Below are 21,010 nucleotides of genomic sequence, written 5' to 3'. Positions count from 1 at the left end.
TCTCGATCTCGCCCGGGCGATGCCGGGTGACCGGCCGTTCTGGGCCCTGCAGGCCCCCGGCCTCGAGGACGGGCAGGAACCGATCGGTCGCGTCGAGGATCTCGCGGCCTACAATCTCGCCGCGCTCGCCCGCCGCGGCCTGCCGGCGCCCCGGCTTCTCGGCGGCTATTCCTTCGGCGGGATCGTCGCCTTCGAGATGGCGCGACAGCTTGCCGCACGGGGTGCGCGGCCCGAGCGTCTCGTCATCATCGACACGCCGGCCCCGGTCGGCGTCGCGACCTCGATTCTCTCCGACGACGTGGACGTGGCGCAGGCCCAATGGCTGGTGCGCATGGCCGATGTCAGGGCGCGCCACCATGGAACCGACCGACCGTTCGAGATCGAAGACCTTCTTCCGCTTGGGGCGGAAGCAAGATTCGACTTTGCCGTCAAACGGATGAATGAATGGGGGCTGCTGCCGGAGGGCGCCGACGCGGCGTGGCTCTGGCGGGCCCACCGTACCGGCTTGGTGCTTTATCGCGCCCTCCTTGATTATCGGCCATCCGCCGATCCACACTCGCGCGATCTGCCGCTCCGGCTCGTCCGGGCATCAACGCTCCGTCATGGCGATCTGGGACAGTCCGAGTTGGCGGTGGTCGAGGCGCCGGCAATGGGATGGGAAAGGGTCGTTCGCGTACCGATTTCGGTGGAAAGCGTCCCGGGGGATCACATTTCCATGCTGGATGTGCGTAGGGTCTTGTTAACTGCCGACGTTATCGGTCGGTTCCTCGGTTCCTAGTATCTCGTTTTCCGGTTTGGAACGCTCATGGTTGGGTTCGCCCAAGGCTCTAAATCCGCCGCGGCGGATGCTCGTCCGGTTCGGCCGTCAGGTCGTCCGGCACTGCGCACGGCTGTGCTCGCGGCCGCGGCCAGTTCTCCATTTCTGCTCGCCGGCTGCATGGTCGGCCCCAACTTCAAGCCACCGGACGCCCCGGCGGTGAGCGGCTACACGGCCGAGCCGAAGTTGCGGCCGACGGCCTCCACGGCGGCTGCAGGCGGAGCCTCGCAATCGTTCGTCTCCGGCGCCGATGTCGGAGGGTCGTGGTGGACGGAGTTCGGCTCGCCCCAGATCAACGCCTTCGTCGAGGAGGCGGTCCGCAACCATCCGGATATCAAGTCGGCGCAATATGCGCTGCGTGCGGCCCGCGAGACCGTCCTCGTCAAACAGGGCGGTCTGTTCCCGACGGTGAACGGTAGCCTCTCCGGGCAGCGCGAGCAGGTCGCCCAGGCGACCAACGGAACCACCGGCCCGACCTCGATCTACAGCCTGTTCAACACCTCGGTCAGCGTCTCCTACACGCTCGACGTCTTCGGCGGGACACGGCGCGGCATTGAATCGGCTCAGGCGCAGGCCGAGTACCAGCGCTTCCAGCTCGAGGCGACGTACCTGACCCTGATCGCCAACGTGGTGACGACGACGATCACCGACGCCTCGCTGCGCGATCAGATCGCCGCGACCCAAGACATCATCAAGGCGGAAACGGACCAGCTCCAGCGCGTTCAGCACCAGTTCGAGCTCGGTGCCGTGCCGCAATCGGACGTCCTGTCCCAGCAGGCGACGCTGGCCCAGACCCAGGCCACCCTGCCGCCGCTCCAGAAGCAGCTCGCCCAGGGCCGCAACCAGCTCATGGCCTATCTCGGCCGGCTGCCGAACCAGGACCGCGGCGAGCACGTCCGCCTGTCCGCGCTGCGCCTGCCGCGCAAGCTTCCGGTCAGCCTGCCGTCCTCGCTGGTGCGCCAGCGGCCAGACATCCGGCAGTCCGAAGCGACGCTCCACCAGGCTGCCGCGACCGTCGGCGTCGACGTCGCCAATCTCTTGCCCCAGGTCAATCTGACGCCGAGCTTCGGCACGGCCTCGCTCGATACCGCGCATCTGTTCTCGCCGGATTCGATCGCCTGGAGCGTGGCGGCGAGCATCCAGCAGACGCTGTTCGACGGCGGCAAGCTGTACCGCACGAAGGAAGCCGACGTGGCGACCTTCGAGCAGGATTACCAATCCTACCAGAGCACGGTGATCACCGCGTTCCAGAACGTCGCGGATTCGCTCCGCGCGGTGCAATACGACGCCTCGACGCTGAACGCGCAGATGGCGTCTGAAAAGGCCTCGCTCGACAGCCTCAAGATGGCGCAGGAGCAGTTCAAGGTCGGCGCGATCGGCTACGCCACAGTGATCAACGCCCAGCAGACCTTCCAGAACGCGGTGATCTCCCGCGTCCAGGCGCAGGCGGCCCGCTTCAGCGATACCGTCGCGCTCTATCAGTCGCTCGGCGGTGGGTGGTGGAACCGCACCGACGAGACCAAGGAGGCGGCCCCGCGCAAGGGTGGCTACCTGGAAGGTCCAAGCGGTCCCGGCGTTGCCGCGACGCAGACCAAGGACGCGCCCGCGTCCACGACCTCGAGCACGGCGCCATCCGGTCAGGCCGTGTCCCCCAAGACCGTGTCGGCCAACACCGCAGCCCCGAGTAGCGTGTCGACCAAGGCTGCGACCGCCAAGACCTCGATGGAGACGGCTCAGTGATCAAGCGTTTGGTGATCATGCTCGTTGTTGTGGGCGCCGCCGCCTACGGGCTCTACTGGTTCCAGAATTTCAAGGCTGGGATGATCCAGCAGGCCATCTCCGGCATGGCGAACCCCGCCCAGATCGTCGCGGCCCAGCCGGCAAAAATGCGGAGTTGGCAGCCGAAGATCGATCTCGTCGGTGAGCTGCGCGCCTCCGACGGCGCCGACCTGTCGCTGCAGGTTTCCGGCATCGTTCAGACGATCAACTTCCAGTCGGGCGATGAAGTCCCGGCCGGCAAGACGCTGCTTCAGCTCAATGCCGACGATCAGGTGGCGAAGCTCGAATCCCTCAAGGCGACCGCGGAGCTCGATGCCATCAACCTGAAGCGTGACCAGCAGCAGCTCAAGATCAACGCCGTCGCCCAGGCGACGGTCGACACCGATCAGGCGAACCTCAAGAACGCCGAGGCCCTCGTGGCCCAGCAGCAGGCCCTCGTCGAGCAATATCGGCTGACCGCGCCGTTCGCCGGCCGCCTCGGCATTCGCGCCGTCGATCTCGGCCAATATCTGAGCGCCGGCACGACGATCGTGACGCTCCAGGCGCTCGATCCGATCTTTTCGGACTTCTATGTGCCGCAGAAGTCCGTGGATCAGCTCAAGATCGGCCAGGAGGTCCGCCTCAAGGTGGATACCTTCCCGGGCGAGACCTTCCTCGGCGAGATATCCGCCATCAGTCCGAAGGTGGAGTCCGGCAGCCGCAACGCGAAGGTCCGCGCGACCTTTAAGAACCCCGACAAGCGGCTCCTGCCCGGGATGTTCGTCTCGCTCTCCATCGAAGTCGGCAAGCCCGAGCAATATGTGTCGCTGCCGCAGACGGCGATTGTCGCGAACTCCTACGGCAACACCGTCTTCATCGTCGACAAGGACAAGAACGGCGAAGGCGAGGTGGCGCGCCAGACCTTCGTGAAGACCGGCCAGACCGAAGGCGACCTCATCGCCGTGCTCGACGGCGTCAAGGAAGGCGAGATGGTCGTGACCGTCGGCCAGATCAAGCTGCGCAACGGCTCGCCGGTGAAGATCGACAATTCGCACGTGCCCATCGCCGAGGCCAATCCGGTCGTGGCGGATCAGTAAGGGCCACGACGATGCGCTTCACCGATATTTTCATCAAACGCCCGGTGCTGGCGCTCGTCGTCAGCGCCCTCATCCTGGTGATCGGCCTGCGGGCGATGCTGTCGCTGCCGGTCCTGCAATATCCGGCGACCCAGAACGCCGTCGTCACCATCGCGACGACCTATGCCGGCGCCGATTCCGACATCATCGCCGGCTTCATCACGACGCCGCTCGAGAACGCCATCGCCCAGGCCAACGGCATCGACTACATGACGTCGACGAGCCAGACGGGCACCAGCACGATCACCGCCAACCTGCGGCTCAACTACGATTCCGGCAAGGCGCTGACCGAGATCAACACCAAGGTGAACTCGGTCCTCAACCAATTGCCGAGCGGCACCCAACAGCCGACGCTGACCCTCAAGGTCGGGCAGACCATCGACTCGATGTATATCGGCTTCTCGAGCGACGTACTGCCCCAGAACCAGGTTACCGACTATCTGACCCGCGTCGTGCAGCCGAAGCTTCAGGCGGTGACCGGCGTGCAGACTGCCGAGATTCTCGGCGGTAAAAACTTCTCGATGCGGATCTGGCTTGATCCGGTGAAGCTCGCCGCGCTCGGTCTCACGGCGACGGACGTTTCGAACGCGCTCAACTCGAACGACTATATCGCCGGCCTCGGCAACACAAAGGGCCGCCTCATCCAGATCAACCTATCGAGCGCGACCAACTTGCACTCGGTAGACGAATACAAGAAGCTCATCATCAAGAACGTTAACGGCGCCATCATCCGTCTCGAAGACGTGGCGAATGTGACGCTCGGTAGCGACGACTACGATTCGAAGACGAGCTTCAACGGCAAGACAGCCGTCTATATCGGCATCCAGGTGGCGCCGGGCGCCAACCTGCTGAACGTGATCTCCGGCATCCGCGGCGTGCTGCCCGACATCACCGCCAACCTGCCGAATGGCCTGACCGCCACCATCCTCTACGACGCGACGGACTTCGTGAACGCCTCGATCGACGAGGTGGTGCATTCGCTGTTCGAAGCGATGGCGATCGTGACCCTCGTCGTGTTCGTCTTTCTCGGCTCCTGGCGCTCGGTCCTGATCCCGATCGTGGCGATCCCGCTCTCCCTCATCGGCAGCTTCGCGATCATGCTGATGTTCGGGTTCTCCATTAATCTGCTCACGCTGCTCGCGCTGGTGCTCGCGATCGGTCTCGTCGTCGACGACGCCATCATCGTCGTGGAGGGCGTCAACCGGCATATGGAGGAGGGCCTGAAGCCCTTCGACGCGGCGATCAAGGCGGCCCGCGAGCTCGCGAGCCCGATCATCGCCATGACGGTCGTGCTCATCGCCGTCTATGTGCCGGTCGGTTTCCAGGGTGGCCTCACCGGCGCGCTCTTCACCGAGTTCGCCTTCACCCTCGTCGCCGCCGTCACCGTGTCGGCGATCATCGCGCTGACGCTGTCGCCGATGAACTCCGCCCACCTCTTGAAGCCGCACGCCGAGATGGGCGGCATCGAACGGCGTATCGTCCACGTCATCGACGCCACCATGGGCTGGGTAACGCGCACCTACACGCGCATGCTGACGAGCGCGCTGAAGACCGTCCCGGTGACGATCCTGTTCGGCCTCATCGTGCTGTCGAGCATCTATTGGCTCTACACGCACTCCACGAGCGAACTGGCGCCGCAGGAAGACCAGGGCGTCATCCTCTATCAGATGACGACGGCGCCGACCGCCACGCTCGATCAACGCTCGTTCTACGATCGGCAGGTCTACGACATCCTCTCCAAGGAACCGCAGACCGACCTGATCTTCCAGATCGACACGCCCAGTCAGATCATCGGCGGCTGGGTGCTGAAGCCGTGGGACAAGCGCAAGGAGACGACGCTGCAATTGCAGCCGGTGATCCAGAACAAGTTCAACAACGTTGCCGGCGCTCGTCTCGTCGCCTTCCAGCTTCCGCCGCTGCCGGGCAGCAACGGTCTGCCGATCCAGTTCGTGCTCAAGTCGACCGAGCCGTTCTCGCGGATCAACGACATCGCCAGCGCCTTCATGGCGGAGGCCTACAAGTCGGGCAAGTTCATCTTCCTCGACAACGATCTGAAATATGACCAACCCCAGGCGACCATCTATTTTGATCGTGCGAAGGCCTCGAGCCTCGGCCTCAACATGAACGACATCGGTGCCGCGCTGGCGACTATGCTCGGCGGCAACTATACAAACTATTTCAGCTACGATGGTCGCTCGTATAAGATCATCCCGCAGGTGATGCAGATGCACCGCCTGAACCTCGATCAGCTCTTGAACTATTATATCAAGGCGAGCGACGGGACGAGCGTGCCGCTGTCGACGATCGCCCACATCGAGACCAAGACCGTTCCGGAATCGCTGAACCACTTCCAGCAGCTCAATTCCGCGACGATCTCCGGTGTCGCCATGCCGGGCGTGACCGACGGCGAGGCCCTTCAGACGCTGAAGGATATCGCGGCCAGGTCGCTGCCGGCCGGCTATTCCATCGATTATGGTGGGGCGTCGCGCCAGCTCGAGCAGGAATCGGGCGGCTTCGTGAACACGTTCGCGCTCGCCCTCATCATCATCTTCCTGTCGCTCGCGGCGCTCTTCAACAGCTTCCGCGATCCCATCATCATCCTTGTCTCGGTGCCGATGTCGCTCGCCGGCGCGCTGGTCTTCATCAGCCTCGGTCTCGGCGGCGCCAGCATCAACATCTACACCCAGGTCGGTCTGGTGACGCTGATGGGTCTCGTCAGCAAGCACGGCATCCTGATGGTGGAGGTGGCGAACGAGCTGCGGTTGCACGGCAAGGCGAAGCGCGAGGCCATCATCGAGGCGGCTTCGGTTCGCTTGCGGCCGATCCTGATGACGACGGCCGCCATGGTGCTCGGTGTCGTGCCGCTCATCACGGCGGCGGGCGCCGGCGCGAACTCGCGCTTCAACATGGGCCTCGTGATCGCCTCCGGTCTCGCGATCGGTACGCTGTTCACGCTGTTCGTCGTGCCGGCCTTCTATCTCGTGCTCGCGCACGGCGATAAGGCCCACGAGGGCGAAGACGAGCACGCGCCCGCCGAGCCCGCGCCGGCCGGCTCGGTCTGACCCGCGACGCAAACGACACCTCATCGGCCGCCGGTCTCCGGCGGCCGATTTGTTTTCGGGCGCCCCCCGGGGCCGCGGTGGAGGCGAGAAGGGGCTCGACGCGGGATCGCCCGGCGACGATGGTGCGTCGGTCGGCCGGCGCCGACGTGTCCGCCTCGCCTGCACGAGAGTTCCTCCCGATGAAGATCGTCATCGCCCCGGATTCCTTCAAAGAAAGCCTCTCGGCCGCCGACGTGGCGCGCGAGATCGGGGCCGGGTTCGCCGAGATTTTTCCAGACGCCGACTATCGCCTGTTGCCGGTCGCCGACGGTGGCGAGGGCACCGTCGAGGCCCTCGTCGCGGCGACCGGCGGCGAGTGCGTCGCGCTCTCCGTCACCGGGCCGCTCGGGGCGCCCGTCGAGGCGTTCTACGGCGTGACGGGCGACGGCCGCACGGCGGTGATCGAGATGGCCGCCGCGGCCGGCCTCGCCCTGGTGCCGCCGGAGCGCCGCGATCCTCTCGTCACCACCACCGCCGGCGTCGGCGAGCTCATCCGCGCGGCGTTCGACCGCGGCGCGCGCCATCTCGTCGTCGGCCTCGGCGGCAGCGCGACGAACGACGGCGGGGCCGGCATGGCGGCGGCGCTCGGGGCGCGGCTCCTCGACGGCGAAGGCCGGCCGATCGGCCCGGGCGGCGGGGCGCTCGCCGCTCTCGCCCGCATCGACCTTTCAAGCCTCGATCCCCGGCTCGCAGAATGCTCGATCGAGGCGGCTTGCGACGTGGACAATCCCCTCGTTGGGCCGGATGGTGCCTCGGCGGTGTTCGGCCCGCAGAAGGGCGCGACGCCGGCCATGGTCGCGGCGCTCGATCGCGGCCTGGCGCGCTTCGCGGGGGCGATCGAGGCGGCGACCGGCCGTTCGGTCGCGGACCTGCCGGGCGGCGGCGCGGCCGGCGGGCTCGGCGCCGGGCTCCATGCGCTGCTCGGGGCGCGGCTCAGGCCCGGCGCGGCGATCGTGATGGAGGCGGTCGGCCTCGACGCCGCCGTCGCCGACGCCGATCTCGTCATCACTGGGGAGGGGCGGATCGACGGCCAGACCATCCACGGCAAGACGCCCGTCGGCGTCGCGGCGGTCGCCAAGCGGCACGGCAAGCCGGTCATCGCCATCGCGGGCTCGCTCGGCCCCGGGGTGGCGGCGGTTTATGCCCACGGCATCGACGCCGTCTTCAGCGTTCTCGGCCGCCCCTGCACCCTCGCCGAGGCGCTGGCGGAGGCCGGCCCCAATCTCCGCGCCACGGCGCGGGACGTCGCCGCGGTCTGGCGCCTCGGCGCGCTGTCGCGGCAGGGCTGAAGGGCGCGGCGGAAGCCCGCCCCGGGCCCGCAACGGTCGCCCGGTCAGATCTCGATATTGTCGATGAGGCGGGTGGTGCCGAGGCGGGCGGCGCCGAGGGCGACGAGGGTGTCGGCGCCGGTGAGGTCGCCGGCCTCGGGCAGGCCGAGATCTGTGCGGCGGCGCACACTCAGATAATCGACCGCCCATCCCGCCCCGGCGAGCCGTGCGGTTTCGGCCGTCTCCGCGGCCGCGATATCGCCGACGCTCGCGGCGGGCGATTGCGCGGCGGCGACGAGCGCCCGCAGCGCCGCGTTCAAGGCCATGGCGGTGGCGCGCTCCTCCGCCGAGAGGTAGCCGTTGCGGGAGGAGAGGGCCAGGCCGTCGTCGGCCCGCACCGTTTCCGCACCGACGATCTCGACCCGCATGCCGAGCTGGCGGGCGAGCGCGCGCACCACCATCAACTGCTGATAATCCTTCTTGCCGAACACCGCGACCGCCGGCTCGACCAGGCAAAACAGCTTGGCGACGACGGTGGCGACGCCGGTGAAGAAGCCGGGGCGGAACGCGCCTTCGAGAATGTCGGCGATCGCCGCGGGCGGCACCACCTTCACCGTCTGCGGTTCGGGATACATCTCCCGTTCGTCGGGGGCGAAGACGATGGCGGCGGGCGTCGCGGCGAGCTTCTCGACGTCGGCCTGAAGCGTGCGGGGATAGCGGTCGAAATCCTCGTTCGGCTGGAATTGCAGCCGGTTCACGAAGATCGACACGACGACCGGCCCGGTGCTCCGCCGCGCCGCCGCCTCGACGAGGGAGAGGTGGCCGGCGTGGAGGTTCCCCATCGTCGGCACCAGGCTGTGGTCCCTAGACGAGCCGAGCGCCCGGCGCAGATCGGCGACGGTGTGAACGACGTGCATGGGGTCTCCTGACGGCGAAGAAGTGGAAGAAAGAGCGCGACCTTGGCGATAACCGGGCGGCGGCACAATCGCTGTCGAGACCGAACGCGAGGGAACGATCCCGCAAGCGGACGCCGGGACGCTCGTCCGCGGCGTCTTTACGGTCGGCGCGGGATCAGCCCTTCCCGCCGCGCGCGACGCCGAACAGGTTCTCATCGGCGGGGAAGCGGCGGGCGCGCACCTCTTCGGCATAGGCCTGGGCGACCGCCTCGAGGCCGCGGCCGAGTTCGGCATAGCGCTTCACGAAGCGCGGCTTGAAGGCGTCGAACAGGCCGCTCGCATCCTCGGTGACGAGCACCTGGCCGTCGCAGGCGGCCGAGGCGCCGATGCCGATGGTGACGACCGGCACGGTCTCGGTGATGCGGCGGGCGAGCGGTTCGATCACCGCCTCGACCACGATCGAGAACGCGCCGGCCTCCGCGACCGCGACGGCATCGGCGAGGATCGTCTCCTGCTCCGCCTCGGTGCGCCCGCGGGCGCGGAAGCCGCCGAGCCGGTGCACCGCCTGGGGCGTCAGACCGATATGGCCCATCACCGGCACGCCGCGCTCGGTGAGGAAACGGATCGTCTCGGCCATCTCCCGCCCGCCCTCGAGCTTGACGGCGGCCGCACCCGTCTCGGCGAGCACCCGCGCGGCGGTGCGGAAGGCCTGGGCCGGGCTCTCCTGGTAAGAGCCGAACGGCAGATCGACGACAACGAGGGCGCGGCGCGAGCCGCGCACCACCGCCGCGCCGTGGGCGATCATCATGTCGACGGTGACGGCGAGGGTGGACTCGAGGCCGTAGACGACCATGCCGAGGCTGTCACCGACGAGCAGGACATCGACGTGCGGGTCGAGGAGGCGGGCCGTCGGGGCGGTGTAGGCCGTCAGCATCACGACCGGCACGCCGCCCTTGCGGCCGGCGATCTCGGGCACGCCGAGCCGCGGCCCGGAGGCCGGTTCGGCCGGTCTCGCGCCGGCTTTGGTCACGCTCATCGGCTCGCCTCCCTGGGAACCGCGGACCCGCCGAGGGTCCGTCCGTCCCTGCCGCCCCGTCGGGGGCGCTTGTTACGGCGCCGTTCGCCGGCGCCTTGCGGCCGTCTGCCGCGCGGTGAATCGGCCGTCGATCGCGTCCGCCCGCCCGAGAGCATTATCCCCGCCCTCGCCGCGGTTCAATCGCACCCCTCAGATGGGGGTCGCGCGCTCCGCTTCCACCCGCCGGCGCAGACCCCTTGCGGCCTTGGGCGCGGTTGGCAAACCGCCACCGACAGGATAGGGGAACGGACACGAACGCCCCTGCCGGACGGAACGATGGCCTTTCCCTCTCCCCAGCCTCCGCGGTTGCCTCATGTGGGCGTCCCGACGGTCCTGTGGCTCCTGCTCTCGTTCGATGGGCGGATCGGCCGCGAGCCGTTCTGGCTCGGCTTCGCCTTCGTTTCGCTCGTCGAGACGATCCTGCTGTCGCCCTTCCGCGGCGACATCGAAACGCTGATCACGACGCCGGATCCGTTGTTCCTGGCGATCCTGGCGATTGGTCTGTGGACCGAATTTGCCTTGGCGATCAAGCGGCTGCACGATCGGGGGCTGGGCGCGATCTTCTCGCTCCTGCTCCTCGTGCCGCTCGCCAACATCATTTTCTTCTTCATCTTCCTGGGGCTCACCCCCGGCGAGCCGGGGGCGAACCGCTACGGGCCGGGCAGAACGCGCGCGGTCCCCGCCGCCGCTGAGGCGGCGTCAGCTCTCGTCGGGCGGCACCCTGTCGAGCCAGTCGGGATCGATCTCCGGCAGCGGAATGGCGTCGAGCAGGAGCCGCGTATAGGCGGCCTGTGGGTTCGCGAACACCGCCTCGCACGGGCCTTCCTCGACGACCCGGCCGCCGCGCAGCACGGTGACGCGCTGGCACACCGCGCGGATCACCGACAGATCGTGGCTGATGAAGGCGAGCGCCAGGCCCATCTCGCGGCAAAGATCGCCGAGCAGGTTCAGAACCTGCGCCTGGGTCGAGACGTCGAGCCCCGAGACGATCTCGTCGGCGAGGACGAAATCCGGCTCCATCACCACCGCCCGGGCGATGCCGACGCGCTGACGCTGTCCACCCGAGAGTTCGTGCGGATTGCGGTCGAGTACGGCACGGGGCAGGCCGACGCGGTCGAGCACCGCCTCGGCCTTGCGCGCGGCCTCGCGGGCATCCGCGGCGAGCCCGTGCAGGCGCAGTGGCCCGGTCAGGATGGTGCGGATCGAGTGCCGCGGATTGAGCGACGACATCGGGTCCTGGAAGATCATCTGCATGCGCCGCCGGAGCGGGCGCATGGCGCCCTCGTCGAGGCCGACGATCTCGGTGCCGTCGAAACGGATCGAGCCCTCGCGCGGCGCGACGAGGCCGAGCAGGGCGCGGCCGAGGGTGGTCTTGCCCGATCCGGATTCGCCGACGATGCCGACGGTCTCGCCGCGGCCGATCGAGAGCCCGACGCCGTGGAGTACCGGAACGGCGGCCTTGGTGCCGCCGAGGAGGCTGCGGCCGCCGCCATAGGCGACGACGAGGTCGCGGGCGACGAGGAGATCGCGCGCCGGCGCGGGGGCAGCGGCGGGAGCGGTGTCGGCGGCGAGACGAACCGGCTCAGCCATGGGCGGCCCTCCCGCTCCGGGCTGCATCGAAGGCCGCGATCTCGGCCTTGAGCCCGGTGAACACCGCCTCCGGCACCGGCGCGAGGCCCTCGTCGGGGCGATCGTAGCGCGGGCTCGCGGCCATCAGGGCCCGGGTATAGGGATGGTGCGGCGTCGCGATGATGTCGGCGGTGCGCCCCGCCTCGATCACCTTGCCCATGTAGAGCAGGGTGACGCTGTCGCAGATCTGCGCCACCACGCCGAGATCGTGGGTGACGAAGATGACGGCGGTGCCGTGGCGCTCCTGCATGCCGCGAATGAGCTTCAGGATCTGCTTCTGCACGGTGACGTCGAGGGCGGTGGTCGGCTCGTCGGCGACGACGAGCTTCGGTTCCATCGCGAAGGCGGCGGCGATCAGCACGCGCTGGCGCATGCCGCCGGAGAGCTCGTGGGGAAACGCGGCCATCACCCGCTTCGGATCGCGGATGTGGACTTCGTCGAGCAGGGTGAGCGCGCGCTCCTCTGCCGCCTTCGCGGAAAGGCCGCGCTGCAGCCGCAGGCCGTCGGTCAATTGGGCGGCGATGCGCCGGCCGGGATTGAGCGCCGTCATCGGGTCCTGGGGGATCAGGGTGATGTCGGCGCCGATCACGGCGCGCCGTTCCCGCGCCGGCGCGCGCAGGAGATCGCGCCCGGCGAAGGTGATGTCGCCGGCGGTGACGCGGACCGTGCGCGGCAGGATGCCCAGCACCGCCTTGGCGATGGTCGACTTGCCGGCGCCGCTTTCGCCGACGAGGCCGCGCACCTCGCCCGGGCGAGGCTCAGCGTCACGTCGCGCAGGATCGGCGCGCCGCCCTCGCGGTCGGAGACGGCCGAAAGCCGGGAGACGGCGAGAAGGGCGCTCATCGCCGCATCACCGGGTCGAGCACGCGCCGGAGCCCGTCGCCGAGCTGGTTGAAAGCGAGCACGGTGAGGACGAGGGCGGCGAGCGGCGCGGCGAGCACCCACCACGCCTGATAGATGATCTGCCGCCCCGACGCGATCATGCCGCCCCAGGTCGGCGTGTCCGACGATACCGAGAGCCCGACGAAGGAGAGGATCGCCTCGACGATGACGGCGATGCCCATCTCGAGCGAGACGAGGGCGACGATGACCGGCAGCACGTTCGGCAGGATCTCGCGGAACAGGATTGCGGTGCGGCCGAAGCCGACGGTGCGGGCGGCCACCACATAATCGAGCCGCGCCTGGGCCTGCGTCTCCGAGCGCACCACCCGGCAGAACCGCGTCCAATCGATGATGACGATCGCCGCGATCACCGAATGGATGCCCGAGCCGAGCACGGCGACGAGCAGGATCGACAGCAGCACCGGCGGGAACGCCATCCAGATGTCGACGAGGCGCGAGATCGCGCCGTCCACGACGCGGCCGTACCAGCCGGCGGCGAGGCCGAGGAGGGTGCCGAGGAGAGCGGCGAGCGTCGCCGCGACGAAGGCGACGGTGAGGGCGACGCGGGTGCCGTAGATCAGGCGGGAGAGCACGTCGCGGCCGAGATCGTCGGTGCCGAGGAGGAAGCCCGGATCGGCCCCCTCGAAGCCGGCCGGCGGCAGGGTCCCCGACATCAGATCCTGCTCGAGCGGGTCCTTCGGCGCGATCTCCGGCGCGAACACCGCGATGAGGAGGAGCGCCAGGATGAAGCCGCCGCCGAGAACCACCTTCGGGTCGCGCAGCAAGGCGGACCACAGCCGCGCCTTGCGGGCGGGGGCGGCGGCAGGGGTGGGGGCGGGGAGGCCGGCCGGGCCGGTCGCGAGCGCGTCAGCCATGGCGCAGCCTCGGGTTCAGGGCCGCGACGCCGAGGTCGACCGCGATGTTGACGAGAATGAAGAGCGCGCCGAACACGAGCACGAGCCCCTGGATGAGCGGCAGGTCGCGGTTGATCACCGCGTCGATCGCCATGTTGCCGATGCCGGGATAGGCGAAGATGCGTTCCACGATGACCGTGCCGCCGATCAGGAAGGTGAACTGCACGCCGGTCAGCGCCAGCGTCGGGCCGACGGCGTTGCGCAGCGTCTCCTGAAGGACGAGCCGCGTCTCGGACATGCCCTTGAGGCGGGCGAGCAGCACATAATCCTGCACCATCGCCTCGGCGAGCGCCTGCTTCAGCACCCGCGCGACGATCGCCGCGAGCGGCAAGGCGAGGGCGAGCGTCGGCATCACCATGTGGGAAAGGATGTCGGCGAACACGGCAAAGCGGCCGGTGACGAGGCTTTCGATCAGGTAGAAGCGGGTCGCGAAGGCGACGGTGAGCGTCGGGTCGATGCGGCCCGACAGGGGGAAGACCGGCCACAGCACCCCGAGCAGGAGCACGAAGGCGAGCGCCCAGACGAAATCGGGGATCGCGAGCATGAAGCCGTCGACGGCGTCGAGCAGGCTTTCGGCGAGCGTGCGGCGCAGGATCACGCCGAAGATCGCGATCGCCCCGCCGATCGCGAGGGCGACGACGAGGGCGGCGATGGCGAGCTCGAGGGTTGCCGGCAGCCGCTCGGCGAGCACGTCGAGCACGTTGAGCTTGAGCGAGATCGAGGTGCCGAAATCGCCGTGGAGGAGGTCGCCGAGCCAGATCCAGAACTGGGTGAAGATCGGGGCGTCGAGCCCGTAGCGGGCGCGCAACGCGGCGATGTCGGCCGGCGAGGCACCCGGGGCGATCATCATCGCCACCGGATCGCCGGGCACGACCCGCAGCAGCACGAACACCACGACCGCGACCCCGAACAGGGTCGCGACCGCGGTGGCGAGGCGTCTCAGGGCGGCGACGAGGATCATGAATTAGGGACGGGTTACATGTGCTGGCGGCAAACGAGGCGATATCACCCTCCCCTGTCAGGGGGAGGGTCGGCACGCCGAAGGCGTGACGGGGTGGGGTCGCGGCGCCGCAGGCGCCGCGGGGCTCGGCGAAAGGGGCCGTGTTCGCGGCGCTCACCCCGCCCCGCCGCTGCGCGGCGACCCCCCCTGGCAGGGGAGGGTGGACCGGAGAGCGTGGGGAGGAGGTGGAGGTGAACGCCGGCGAAGCGTCGCCTCTTACGCCTTCGACACCAGGGTCGGCTGCAGCGCGCCGGAGGTGTTCGGGATGACCTTGAGGTCGGCCTTGAACACGATCGGCTGCATATATTGCAGGAGCGGCAGGACGTAGCCCTCTTCGGCGATGTACTTGTCGACGGCCTTCCAGCCGGCGATGCGCTTGGCCTCGTCCTTCTCGCCCCACAAGGGGCCGATCATGGCGTCGAGGTCCTTCGATTTCCAGGCCGAGTGGGGCGAGGGGCCGAAGGTCGCGAAGCCGGTCGAGGTCGCCGGATCGCCGATCGCGTCGCCCCAATTGTAGAACGCCATCGGCGCCAGCTTGTGCGCGGCCCTGAGCTCGTAGTGCTTGGCGATCTCGTAGACCTCGATCTCGGCCTCGATGCCGACCTTGCGCCACATGCCGACGATCGCCTGGATCATCTCGTAGTCTTTGGGCTTGAAGCCGCGCGTGGTCTGGATCTTGAACTTGACCGGCTTCTCGACCGAATAGCCGCTCGCCGCGAGCAGCTTCTTGGCCAGCGCCGGGTCGTAGGGCACCTTGATCGAGGGATCGTAGGCCTCGTATTCCGGCGCCTGGAGGGTGTCGATCGGCACGCCGTAGCCGCGTAGCAGCCGCTTCACGATCGCCGACTTGTCGACCGCGTGGCAGGCGGCGAGGCGGACATTCTTGTCGAGCATCGTCGCGTCGACATTGGTGATGAAGATCATGCCGATGTCGGAGATCGGCTTGCACACGCCGGCGAGGCCCGACTTCTGGCGCAGGCGGTCATATTCCTCGTAGGGGATCTCAAGGGTGACGTCCGAGGAGCCGCTCTCGATCTCGGCGACGCGGCTGGTGCCGTCCGGCACGAACTTGAACACGACCGTCTCGAAGGCCGGCTTGCCGCCCCAATAATTCGGGTTCGCCTTGAGGCGCAGGAAGGCGTTGCCCTCGTAGGCGTCGACCATGAACGGCCCGGTGCCGATCGGCTTCTTCTCGAAGCCCTCGGCGCCGACCTTCTCGTAATAGGCCTTCGGCAGCACGTAGCCGGTGAGGAAGGCCATCCATTTGAAGAGGGTCGGGTCGAACGACTTGACGTCCGCGGTGATGCGGTTGCCTTCGATCTTGAAGTTCTCGATCGTCGACCAGACGAACTGGATCGGGTTGCCCGTCTTCGGATCGGCGGCGCGCTCAAGCGACCACACCACGTCCTCGGGCGTGAAGGGCGAGCCGTCGTGCCAGGTCACGCCGGTGCGGACGTCCATCCACACCTTGGTCTTGTCGTCGTTCCAGCCCCAGGCGGTGAGCAGCCCCGGCTCGAACGAGAGATCCGGCTTCTGGCCGACGAACTGATCGAACACCGAGCGGTAGATCGCCTGGATGGTCGGGTTCACCGCCGAGGGACCGGTGGTCGGGTCGAACGACGGCAGATTGACGTTGTAGGCGATGGTGAGCGTGTCGCTCGCCGCGGCCGAGGCGAAGCGGCCCTTGGCGATCAGGGTCGCCAGGAACGCGCCGGCTCCTGCCGCGAGCGTCTGGCGACGGTTCAGTGTCAGCATCGAAGTCTCCCTCGTTCCCCTTGGAGATAGCCGCAGCGTGGCTTTTGGCCGGGTTGTCCCGATCCGAATATTTCAAACATAAAATTATGCCCGAGGCTTTGCAAAGCCCTTTTGGCGGGCGCAGCACGCCGCATTTCTATGCACATGCACGGAGAGGTGCGGGGGCGAGGATACCGCGCCGCAGCATCAGGCCATCCGGCGGACGCGGCTTTGCCATCAGGGCAGCCTGAAGCCGGGGGCGAGGGCTCAGCAGCAGGCGATCGTCCGGCCGCGGCGCAATTTGACAATCTAGAACCCGAGAAATATGAATCTGCATGTGTCTGACCGCGAGAACGCCGCAAAAGGCGCCGCGACAGAGGGGCACCATACGCTTTCAACAGCGATCCATCGGCGGAGGACACCATGGCCGAACGCTCGTTTGCGCGCGAAGTCGAGGACCTGAAACTCGGCGAGGGAGAGGTCTTCCACGGCGAAGGCATTCTCGCGATCACCAAGGCGCTCCTGCAATCGGGCGTCTCCTATGTCGGCGGCTATCAGGGCTCGCCGATCTCCCATCTCATGGACGTGCTCGCCGACGCCAAGGACGTGCTCGACGATCTCGGCGTCCATTTCGAATCGTCGGCCTCCGAGGCGGCCGCCGCGGCCATGCTGTCGGCTTCGGTGATGTATCCGGTGCGCGGCGCCGTCACGTGGAAGTCGACCGCCGGCACCAACGTCGCCTCGGACGCCCTGTCGAACCTCTCCTCCGGCGGCGTCACCGGCGGCGCGCTGATCGTCATCGGCGAGGATTATGGCGAGGGCTCCTCCATCATGCAGGAGCGCAGCCACGCCTTCGCGATGAAGTCGCAGATGTGGCTGATGGACCCGCGGCCGAACCTGCCGACCATCGTCGAGGCGGTCGAGCACGGCTTCGCCCTGTCGGAGGCCTCCAACACCCCGGTGATGCTCCAGGTGCGCATCCGCACCTGCCACGTCCACGGCCAGTTCGTCGCGAAGGCGAACCGGCGCCCGGATTATACCCTGCGCGAGGCGCTCGAGAGCCCGAAGCGCGACACCGGCCGCATCGTCCTGCCGCCCGCCTCGCTGCTCCACGAGAAGGAGAAGATCGAGAAGCGCTGGCCGGCCGCGGTCGATTATATCCGCGCCAACAGGCTCAACGAGACGTTCGGTCCCGAGGGCGGCAAAGTCGGCCTGATCCTCCAGGGCGGCATGTACAACAACGTGCTGCGCGCCTTGCAACTGCTCGGCCTCGCCGACGTCTACGGCGACACCGCGATCCCGCTACACGTCCTCAACGTGACCTATCCGCTGGTCGACGACGAGCTCGCCGCCTTCTGCGCCGGCAAGGATGCGGTCCTGATGATCGAGGAGGGCCAGCCCGAATTCATCGAGCAGGCGCTCAACACCGTGCTGCGTCGCCGCGACATCCAGACCCGCGTCGCCGGCAAGGGCATGCTGCCGCTCGGCGGCGAATATACCGCGCCGGTCCTCGTCGCCGGCATCAAGGCGTTCCTGGAGACCCACGACAAGGCGCTGCTCGGCAACGGGCCGCCGCTGCCCGATCCCGCCCCGGTGCTTCAGAACGCGAAGGTGAAGGCGCTCGCCGAGGTGGTGCCGCAGCGCCCGGCCGGCTTCTGCACCGGCTGCCCGGAGCGGCCGATCTTCGCCGCCATGAAGCTCGTCGAGAAGGAACTCGGCCCCCACCACGTCGCCGCCGACATCGGCTGCCACCTGTTCTCGATCCTGCCGCCGTTCAACATCGGCGCCACCACGATGGGCTACGGACTCGGGCCGGCCTCGGCCTCGGCCTTCAACGTGCCGGCGGCGAAGCGCTCGATCTCGGTGATGGGCGACGGCGGCTTCTGGCACAACGGGCTCGCCACCAGCGTCGGCAACGCCGTCTTCAACAAGCAGGACGGCGTCATCCTCATCGTCGATAATTTCTATTCGGCGGCGACCGGTGGGCAGGACATCCTCTCCTCCCGCGCCGACAATCCGCGGCGCGCCACCAAGAATTCCATCGTCGACGCGGTGAAGGGCATCGGCGCGACCTGGGTGCGCCAGATCGACCGCACCTACAACGTCGCCCGCATGCGCGACACCCTGCGCGAGGCGCTGACGACCAAGGAGCCGGGGCCGAAGATCATCGTCGCCTCCTCGGAATGCATGCTGAACAAGCAGCGCCGGGTGAAGCCCCTGTTCCAGCAGGCGGTGAAGGCCGGCAAGCGCATGGTGCGCGAACGCTTCGGCGTCGACGAGGACGTCTGCACCGGCGATCACGCCTGCATCCGCCTCTCGGGCTGTCCCTCGCTCTCGGTCAAGCACACCGACGATCCCTTGAAGGACGATCCGGTGGCGGCGATCGACAATTCCTGCGTCGCCTGCGGCAATTGCGGCGAGGTCGCCGAGGCGGCGGTGCTGTGCCCCTCGTTCTATCGCGCCGACGTGGTGCTCAACCCGACCCGCACCGACCGGGTGCTGGCGCGGGTGCGCGCCGCGGTGATCGGCTTCCTCCAGCGCCGGCGCGAAGCGCGCCGCGTCGTGTTCGGCTGAGGGGGTGACGATGACGCGCCACGAAACCTTTCCGACCCGCCTCTCCGGCGACAAGCCGCTCTCGGTCGCCATCCTCGCCATGGGCGGGCAGGGCGGCGGCGTGCTCGCCGACTGGATCGTCGCCATGGCGGAGGCCGAGGGCTGGGTCGCCCAATCGACCTCCGTGCCCGGCGTCGCTCAGCGCACCGGCGCCACGATCTATTATATCGAGATGCTGCCGGCGAAGGACGGCCGCATGCCGGTGCTCTCCCTGATGCCGACGCCGGGCGACGTGGACGTCGTCCTCGCCGCCGAGTTCATGGAGGCGGGGCGCTCGATCCTGCGCGGCCTCGTCACGCCCGAGCGCACCACCCTCATCACCTCGAGCCATCGCGCCTTCGCCGTGGTCGAGAAGGAGAAGCCCGGCGACGGTGCGGGCGACCCGGCGGTCGTCGTCGACGCGAGCGACATCGCGGCGAAGCGCGTCGTCGCCTTCGATCTCCAGGCGCTCGCCGAGGCGAACGGCAGCGTGATCTCGTCGGCGATGTTCGGCGCGCTCGCCGGCGCGGCCGTGCTGCCCTTTCCCCGCGCGGCCTTCGAGGCGGCGATCAAGGCCGGCGGCAAGGGCGTCGGGCCGAGCCTCAAGGCGTTCTCTGCCGCGTTCGCTCAGGTCGAGACGAAGCCGCGCGCCGAGGTGACGAAGACGCCGCCGAAGCGGTTCGACGACCTGCCCCCGACGGCCGGCCACCCGGCCCTCGACGCGCTCCTCGACCGGCTGCGACGCGAAGTGCCGGACGAAGCCCGTCCGCTCGCCTTCGCCGGGGTGAAGCGCCTCGTCGATTTCCAGGACCCGGCCTATGCCGGCCTCTATCTCGACCGGCTGAACGGCCTCGCCGCCCTCGACCGCGCTGCGGGTGGCGCCGCCAAGGGCCACGCCTTCACCCGCGAGGCGGCGAAATATCTCGCGATCGCCCTCGCCTACGACGACGTCATCCGCGTCGCCGACCTCAAGACCCGCGCCTCCCGTTTCGACCGGGTGCGCACGGAGATCGGGGCGAAGCGCGAGGAGATCGTCTACACGACCGAATTCATGCATCCGCGCATGGAGGAGGTCGCGGGCACGCTGCCGGCCGGCTTCGGCCGCTGGCTCGAGGCGCGGCCCGCGCTGTTCGCCCGGCTCGACAAGCTCGTCAACCGCGGGCGGCGGGTGCGCACCGGCACGATCGGCTGGTTCCTGGCGCTCTATGCGGTGTCGGCCCTGAAGCCGCTGCGGCCGCGCTCCCTGCGCCATGCCCGCGAGATGGAGCACATCGAGCGTTGGCTCGGTCTCGCCACCGCGACGCTTGCCGCCGATTACGATCTCGCCGTCGAGATCCTGCGCTGCCGGCGGCTCATCAAGGGCTATTCCGACACCCACGCCCGCGGGGAATCGAAGTTCGACCGGGTGCTCGCCGCGCTGCCGCGTCTGAAGGGCCGTCCGGACGCCGCCGCCTGGCTGCGCCGCCTGCGCGAATCCGCCCTGATCGACGAAGAGGGCAAGGCCCTCGACGGCGCTTTGAAGACGATCGAGACGCTGTGAAGGGGAGCGAGGAGGCGCTCACGCCCCCGGCGTGGCGTCCGGCTTGTCGTCGGGCAGCGCGTGGCGCTGCATCAGCGGCATCTGGCACATCGCGAACACGAGCGTCAGCGGCATCACCCCGAACACCTTGAACGAGACCCAGGTGTCGGTCGGGAAGGACCGCCAGACGATCTCGTTGAGGATGGCGAGCGCTACGAAGAACAGCCCCCAGCGCAGGGTGAGCTTACGCCAGCCGTCGTCGTCGAGGCGGATCACCTCGTCGAACACCCGGGCGAGCAGCGGCCGGCCGAAGGCGAGGCCGCCGAGCAGCACGGACGCGAACAACAGGTTCACGATCGTCGGCTTGAGCTTGATGAAGAGCTCGTCGTGCAGGATCAGCGTCAGCCCGCCGAACACGAGCACGACCGCGCCCGAAACGAGCGGCATGATCGGCACCCGCCGGACCCAGGCGAACGACACGGCGAGCGCCACGACGGTCGCGATCATGAAGGCGGCGGTGGCGATGAAGAGGCCGGCGCGGGCGTTCGCGGCGAAGAACACGGCGAGCGGCCCGAGCTCCAGCGCGAGCTTGGCGAGCGGCGGCAGCTTGCGCAGGTCGCCGCGCGGGGCGGGCGGGCGCTTCTCGGCGGCGAGGATGTCTTCGCTCACGATCGTTCCTTATTCGGCGG

Annotated in this window: 14 protein-coding genes and 2 pseudogenes; 8 read left to right on the top strand and 8 right to left on the bottom strand. The window is 68.4% G+C overall.

Features of this window, described 5'->3' with window-relative positions:
- Positions 1-19: 19 nt before the first annotated feature.
- The 5 genes from F0357_RS24440 (at position 20) to F0357_RS07695 (ending at position 8,101) form a co-directional block, all read left to right on the top strand.
- Positions 20-778 (top strand): thioesterase domain-containing protein, encoded by a 759-nt coding sequence (locus F0357_RS24440; protein ID WP_376767790.1) that lies wholly within the window; start codon positions 20-22, stop codon positions 776-778.
- A 27-nt stretch (positions 779-805) separates the two neighbouring features.
- Complete coding sequence (locus tag F0357_RS07710) at positions 806-2,557, top strand: efflux transporter outer membrane subunit (RefSeq protein WP_153479802.1); 1,752 nt, start codon at positions 806-808, stop codon at positions 2,555-2,557.
- Positions 2,554-3,672, top strand: a complete 1,119-nt coding sequence (locus tag F0357_RS07705; protein ID WP_376767789.1) for an efflux RND transporter periplasmic adaptor subunit — start codon at positions 2,554-2,556, stop codon at positions 3,670-3,672. The genes F0357_RS07710 and F0357_RS07705 overlap by 4 nt, the downstream gene beginning before the upstream one ends.
- Before the next feature lie 11 nt (positions 3,673-3,683).
- Positions 3,684-6,773, top strand: coding sequence for an efflux RND transporter permease subunit (locus F0357_RS07700; protein WP_153479801.1), 3,090 nt, complete (start codon positions 3,684-3,686; stop codon positions 6,771-6,773).
- Positions 6,774-6,952: 179 nt separating this feature from the next.
- Positions 6,953-8,101 (top strand): glycerate kinase, encoded by a 1,149-nt coding sequence (locus tag F0357_RS07695; RefSeq protein ID WP_153479800.1) that lies wholly within the window; start codon positions 6,953-6,955, stop codon positions 8,099-8,101.
- 44 nt (positions 8,102-8,145) lie between these two features.
- Here F0357_RS07695 and panC read toward each other — a convergent pair whose 3' ends face one another.
- Together panC and panB are read right to left on the bottom strand one after the other, a co-directional pair.
- On the bottom strand, positions 8,146-8,997 hold the full coding sequence (gene panC, locus F0357_RS07690; protein WP_153479799.1) for a pantoate--beta-alanine ligase: 852 nt from the start codon (positions 8,995-8,997) through the stop codon (positions 8,146-8,148).
- Positions 8,998-9,151: 154 nt separating this feature from the next.
- Positions 9,152-10,012, bottom strand: coding sequence for a 3-methyl-2-oxobutanoate hydroxymethyltransferase (gene panB / locus F0357_RS07685; protein ID WP_153479798.1), 861 nt, complete (start codon positions 10,010-10,012; stop codon positions 9,152-9,154).
- Positions 10,013-10,327: 315 nt separating this feature from the next.
- Here panB and F0357_RS25455 point away from each other — a divergent pair.
- Positions 10,328-10,699: pseudogene (locus F0357_RS25455) on the top strand (DUF805 domain-containing protein); the annotation flags it as partial.
- Positions 10,700-10,750: 51 nt separating this feature from the next.
- Here the strand turns inward: F0357_RS25455 and F0357_RS07675 are convergent.
- The 5 genes and pseudogenes from F0357_RS07675 to F0357_RS07655 all read right to left on the bottom strand — a co-directional run bounded on the left by F0357_RS07675 (position 10,751) and on the right by F0357_RS07655 (position 16,231).
- Positions 10,751-11,641: an ATP-binding cassette domain-containing protein gene (locus tag F0357_RS07675; protein ID WP_153479797.1), complete on the bottom strand. Its 891-nt coding sequence runs from the start codon at positions 11,639-11,641 to the stop codon at positions 10,751-10,753.
- Positions 11,634-12,523, bottom strand: a pseudogene (locus F0357_RS07670) (ABC transporter ATP-binding protein). Before F0357_RS07670 ends, F0357_RS07675 begins: the two are co-directional and overlap by 8 nt.
- Positions 12,520-13,437, bottom strand: coding sequence for an ABC transporter permease (locus F0357_RS07665; RefSeq protein ID WP_153479796.1), 918 nt, complete (start codon positions 13,435-13,437; stop codon positions 12,520-12,522). The pseudogene F0357_RS07670 and the gene F0357_RS07665 overlap by 4 nt, the downstream one beginning before the upstream one ends.
- Positions 13,430-14,437: an ABC transporter permease gene (locus F0357_RS07660; RefSeq protein WP_153479795.1), complete on the bottom strand. Its 1,008-nt coding sequence runs from the start codon at positions 14,435-14,437 to the stop codon at positions 13,430-13,432. Before F0357_RS07660 ends, F0357_RS07665 begins: the two co-directional genes overlap by 8 nt.
- Positions 14,438-14,692: 255 nt before the next feature.
- Positions 14,693-16,231, bottom strand: a complete 1,539-nt coding sequence (locus tag F0357_RS07655) for an ABC transporter substrate-binding protein (protein ID WP_153479794.1) — start codon at positions 16,229-16,231, stop codon at positions 14,693-14,695.
- A 402-nt stretch (positions 16,232-16,633) separates the two neighbouring features.
- Here F0357_RS07655 and F0357_RS07650 point away from each other — a divergent pair, with 402 nt between their 5' ends.
- Both F0357_RS07650 and F0357_RS07645 read left to right on the top strand, forming a co-directional pair.
- Positions 16,634-18,784, top strand: a complete 2,151-nt coding sequence (locus tag F0357_RS07650; protein WP_153479793.1) for a ferredoxin family protein — start codon at positions 16,634-16,636, stop codon at positions 18,782-18,784.
- Positions 18,785-18,794: 10 nt separating this feature from the next.
- The gene (locus F0357_RS07645) at positions 18,795-20,342 is read left to right on the top strand and encodes an indolepyruvate oxidoreductase subunit beta family protein (RefSeq protein WP_153479792.1); all 1,548 of its coding nucleotides are present in this window, start codon (positions 18,795-18,797) and stop codon (positions 20,340-20,342) included.
- Between the two features lie 18 nt (positions 20,343-20,360).
- On the opposite strand, the gene F0357_RS07640 is transcribed toward F0357_RS07645, so the two are convergent.
- Positions 20,361-20,978 (bottom strand): septation protein A, encoded by a 618-nt coding sequence (locus F0357_RS07640; RefSeq protein WP_312861690.1) that lies wholly within the window; start codon positions 20,976-20,978, stop codon positions 20,361-20,363.
- Positions 20,979-21,010 lie beyond the last annotated feature (32 nt).

The sequence above is a fragment of the Segnochrobactrum spirostomi genome, from assembly GCF_009600605.1.
In the GTDB taxonomy this organism is placed as follows: Bacteria; Pseudomonadota; Alphaproteobacteria; order Rhizobiales; family Segnochrobactraceae; genus Segnochrobactrum; species Segnochrobactrum spirostomi.
This window is presented reverse-complemented; position numbering and strand designations above follow the sequence as displayed.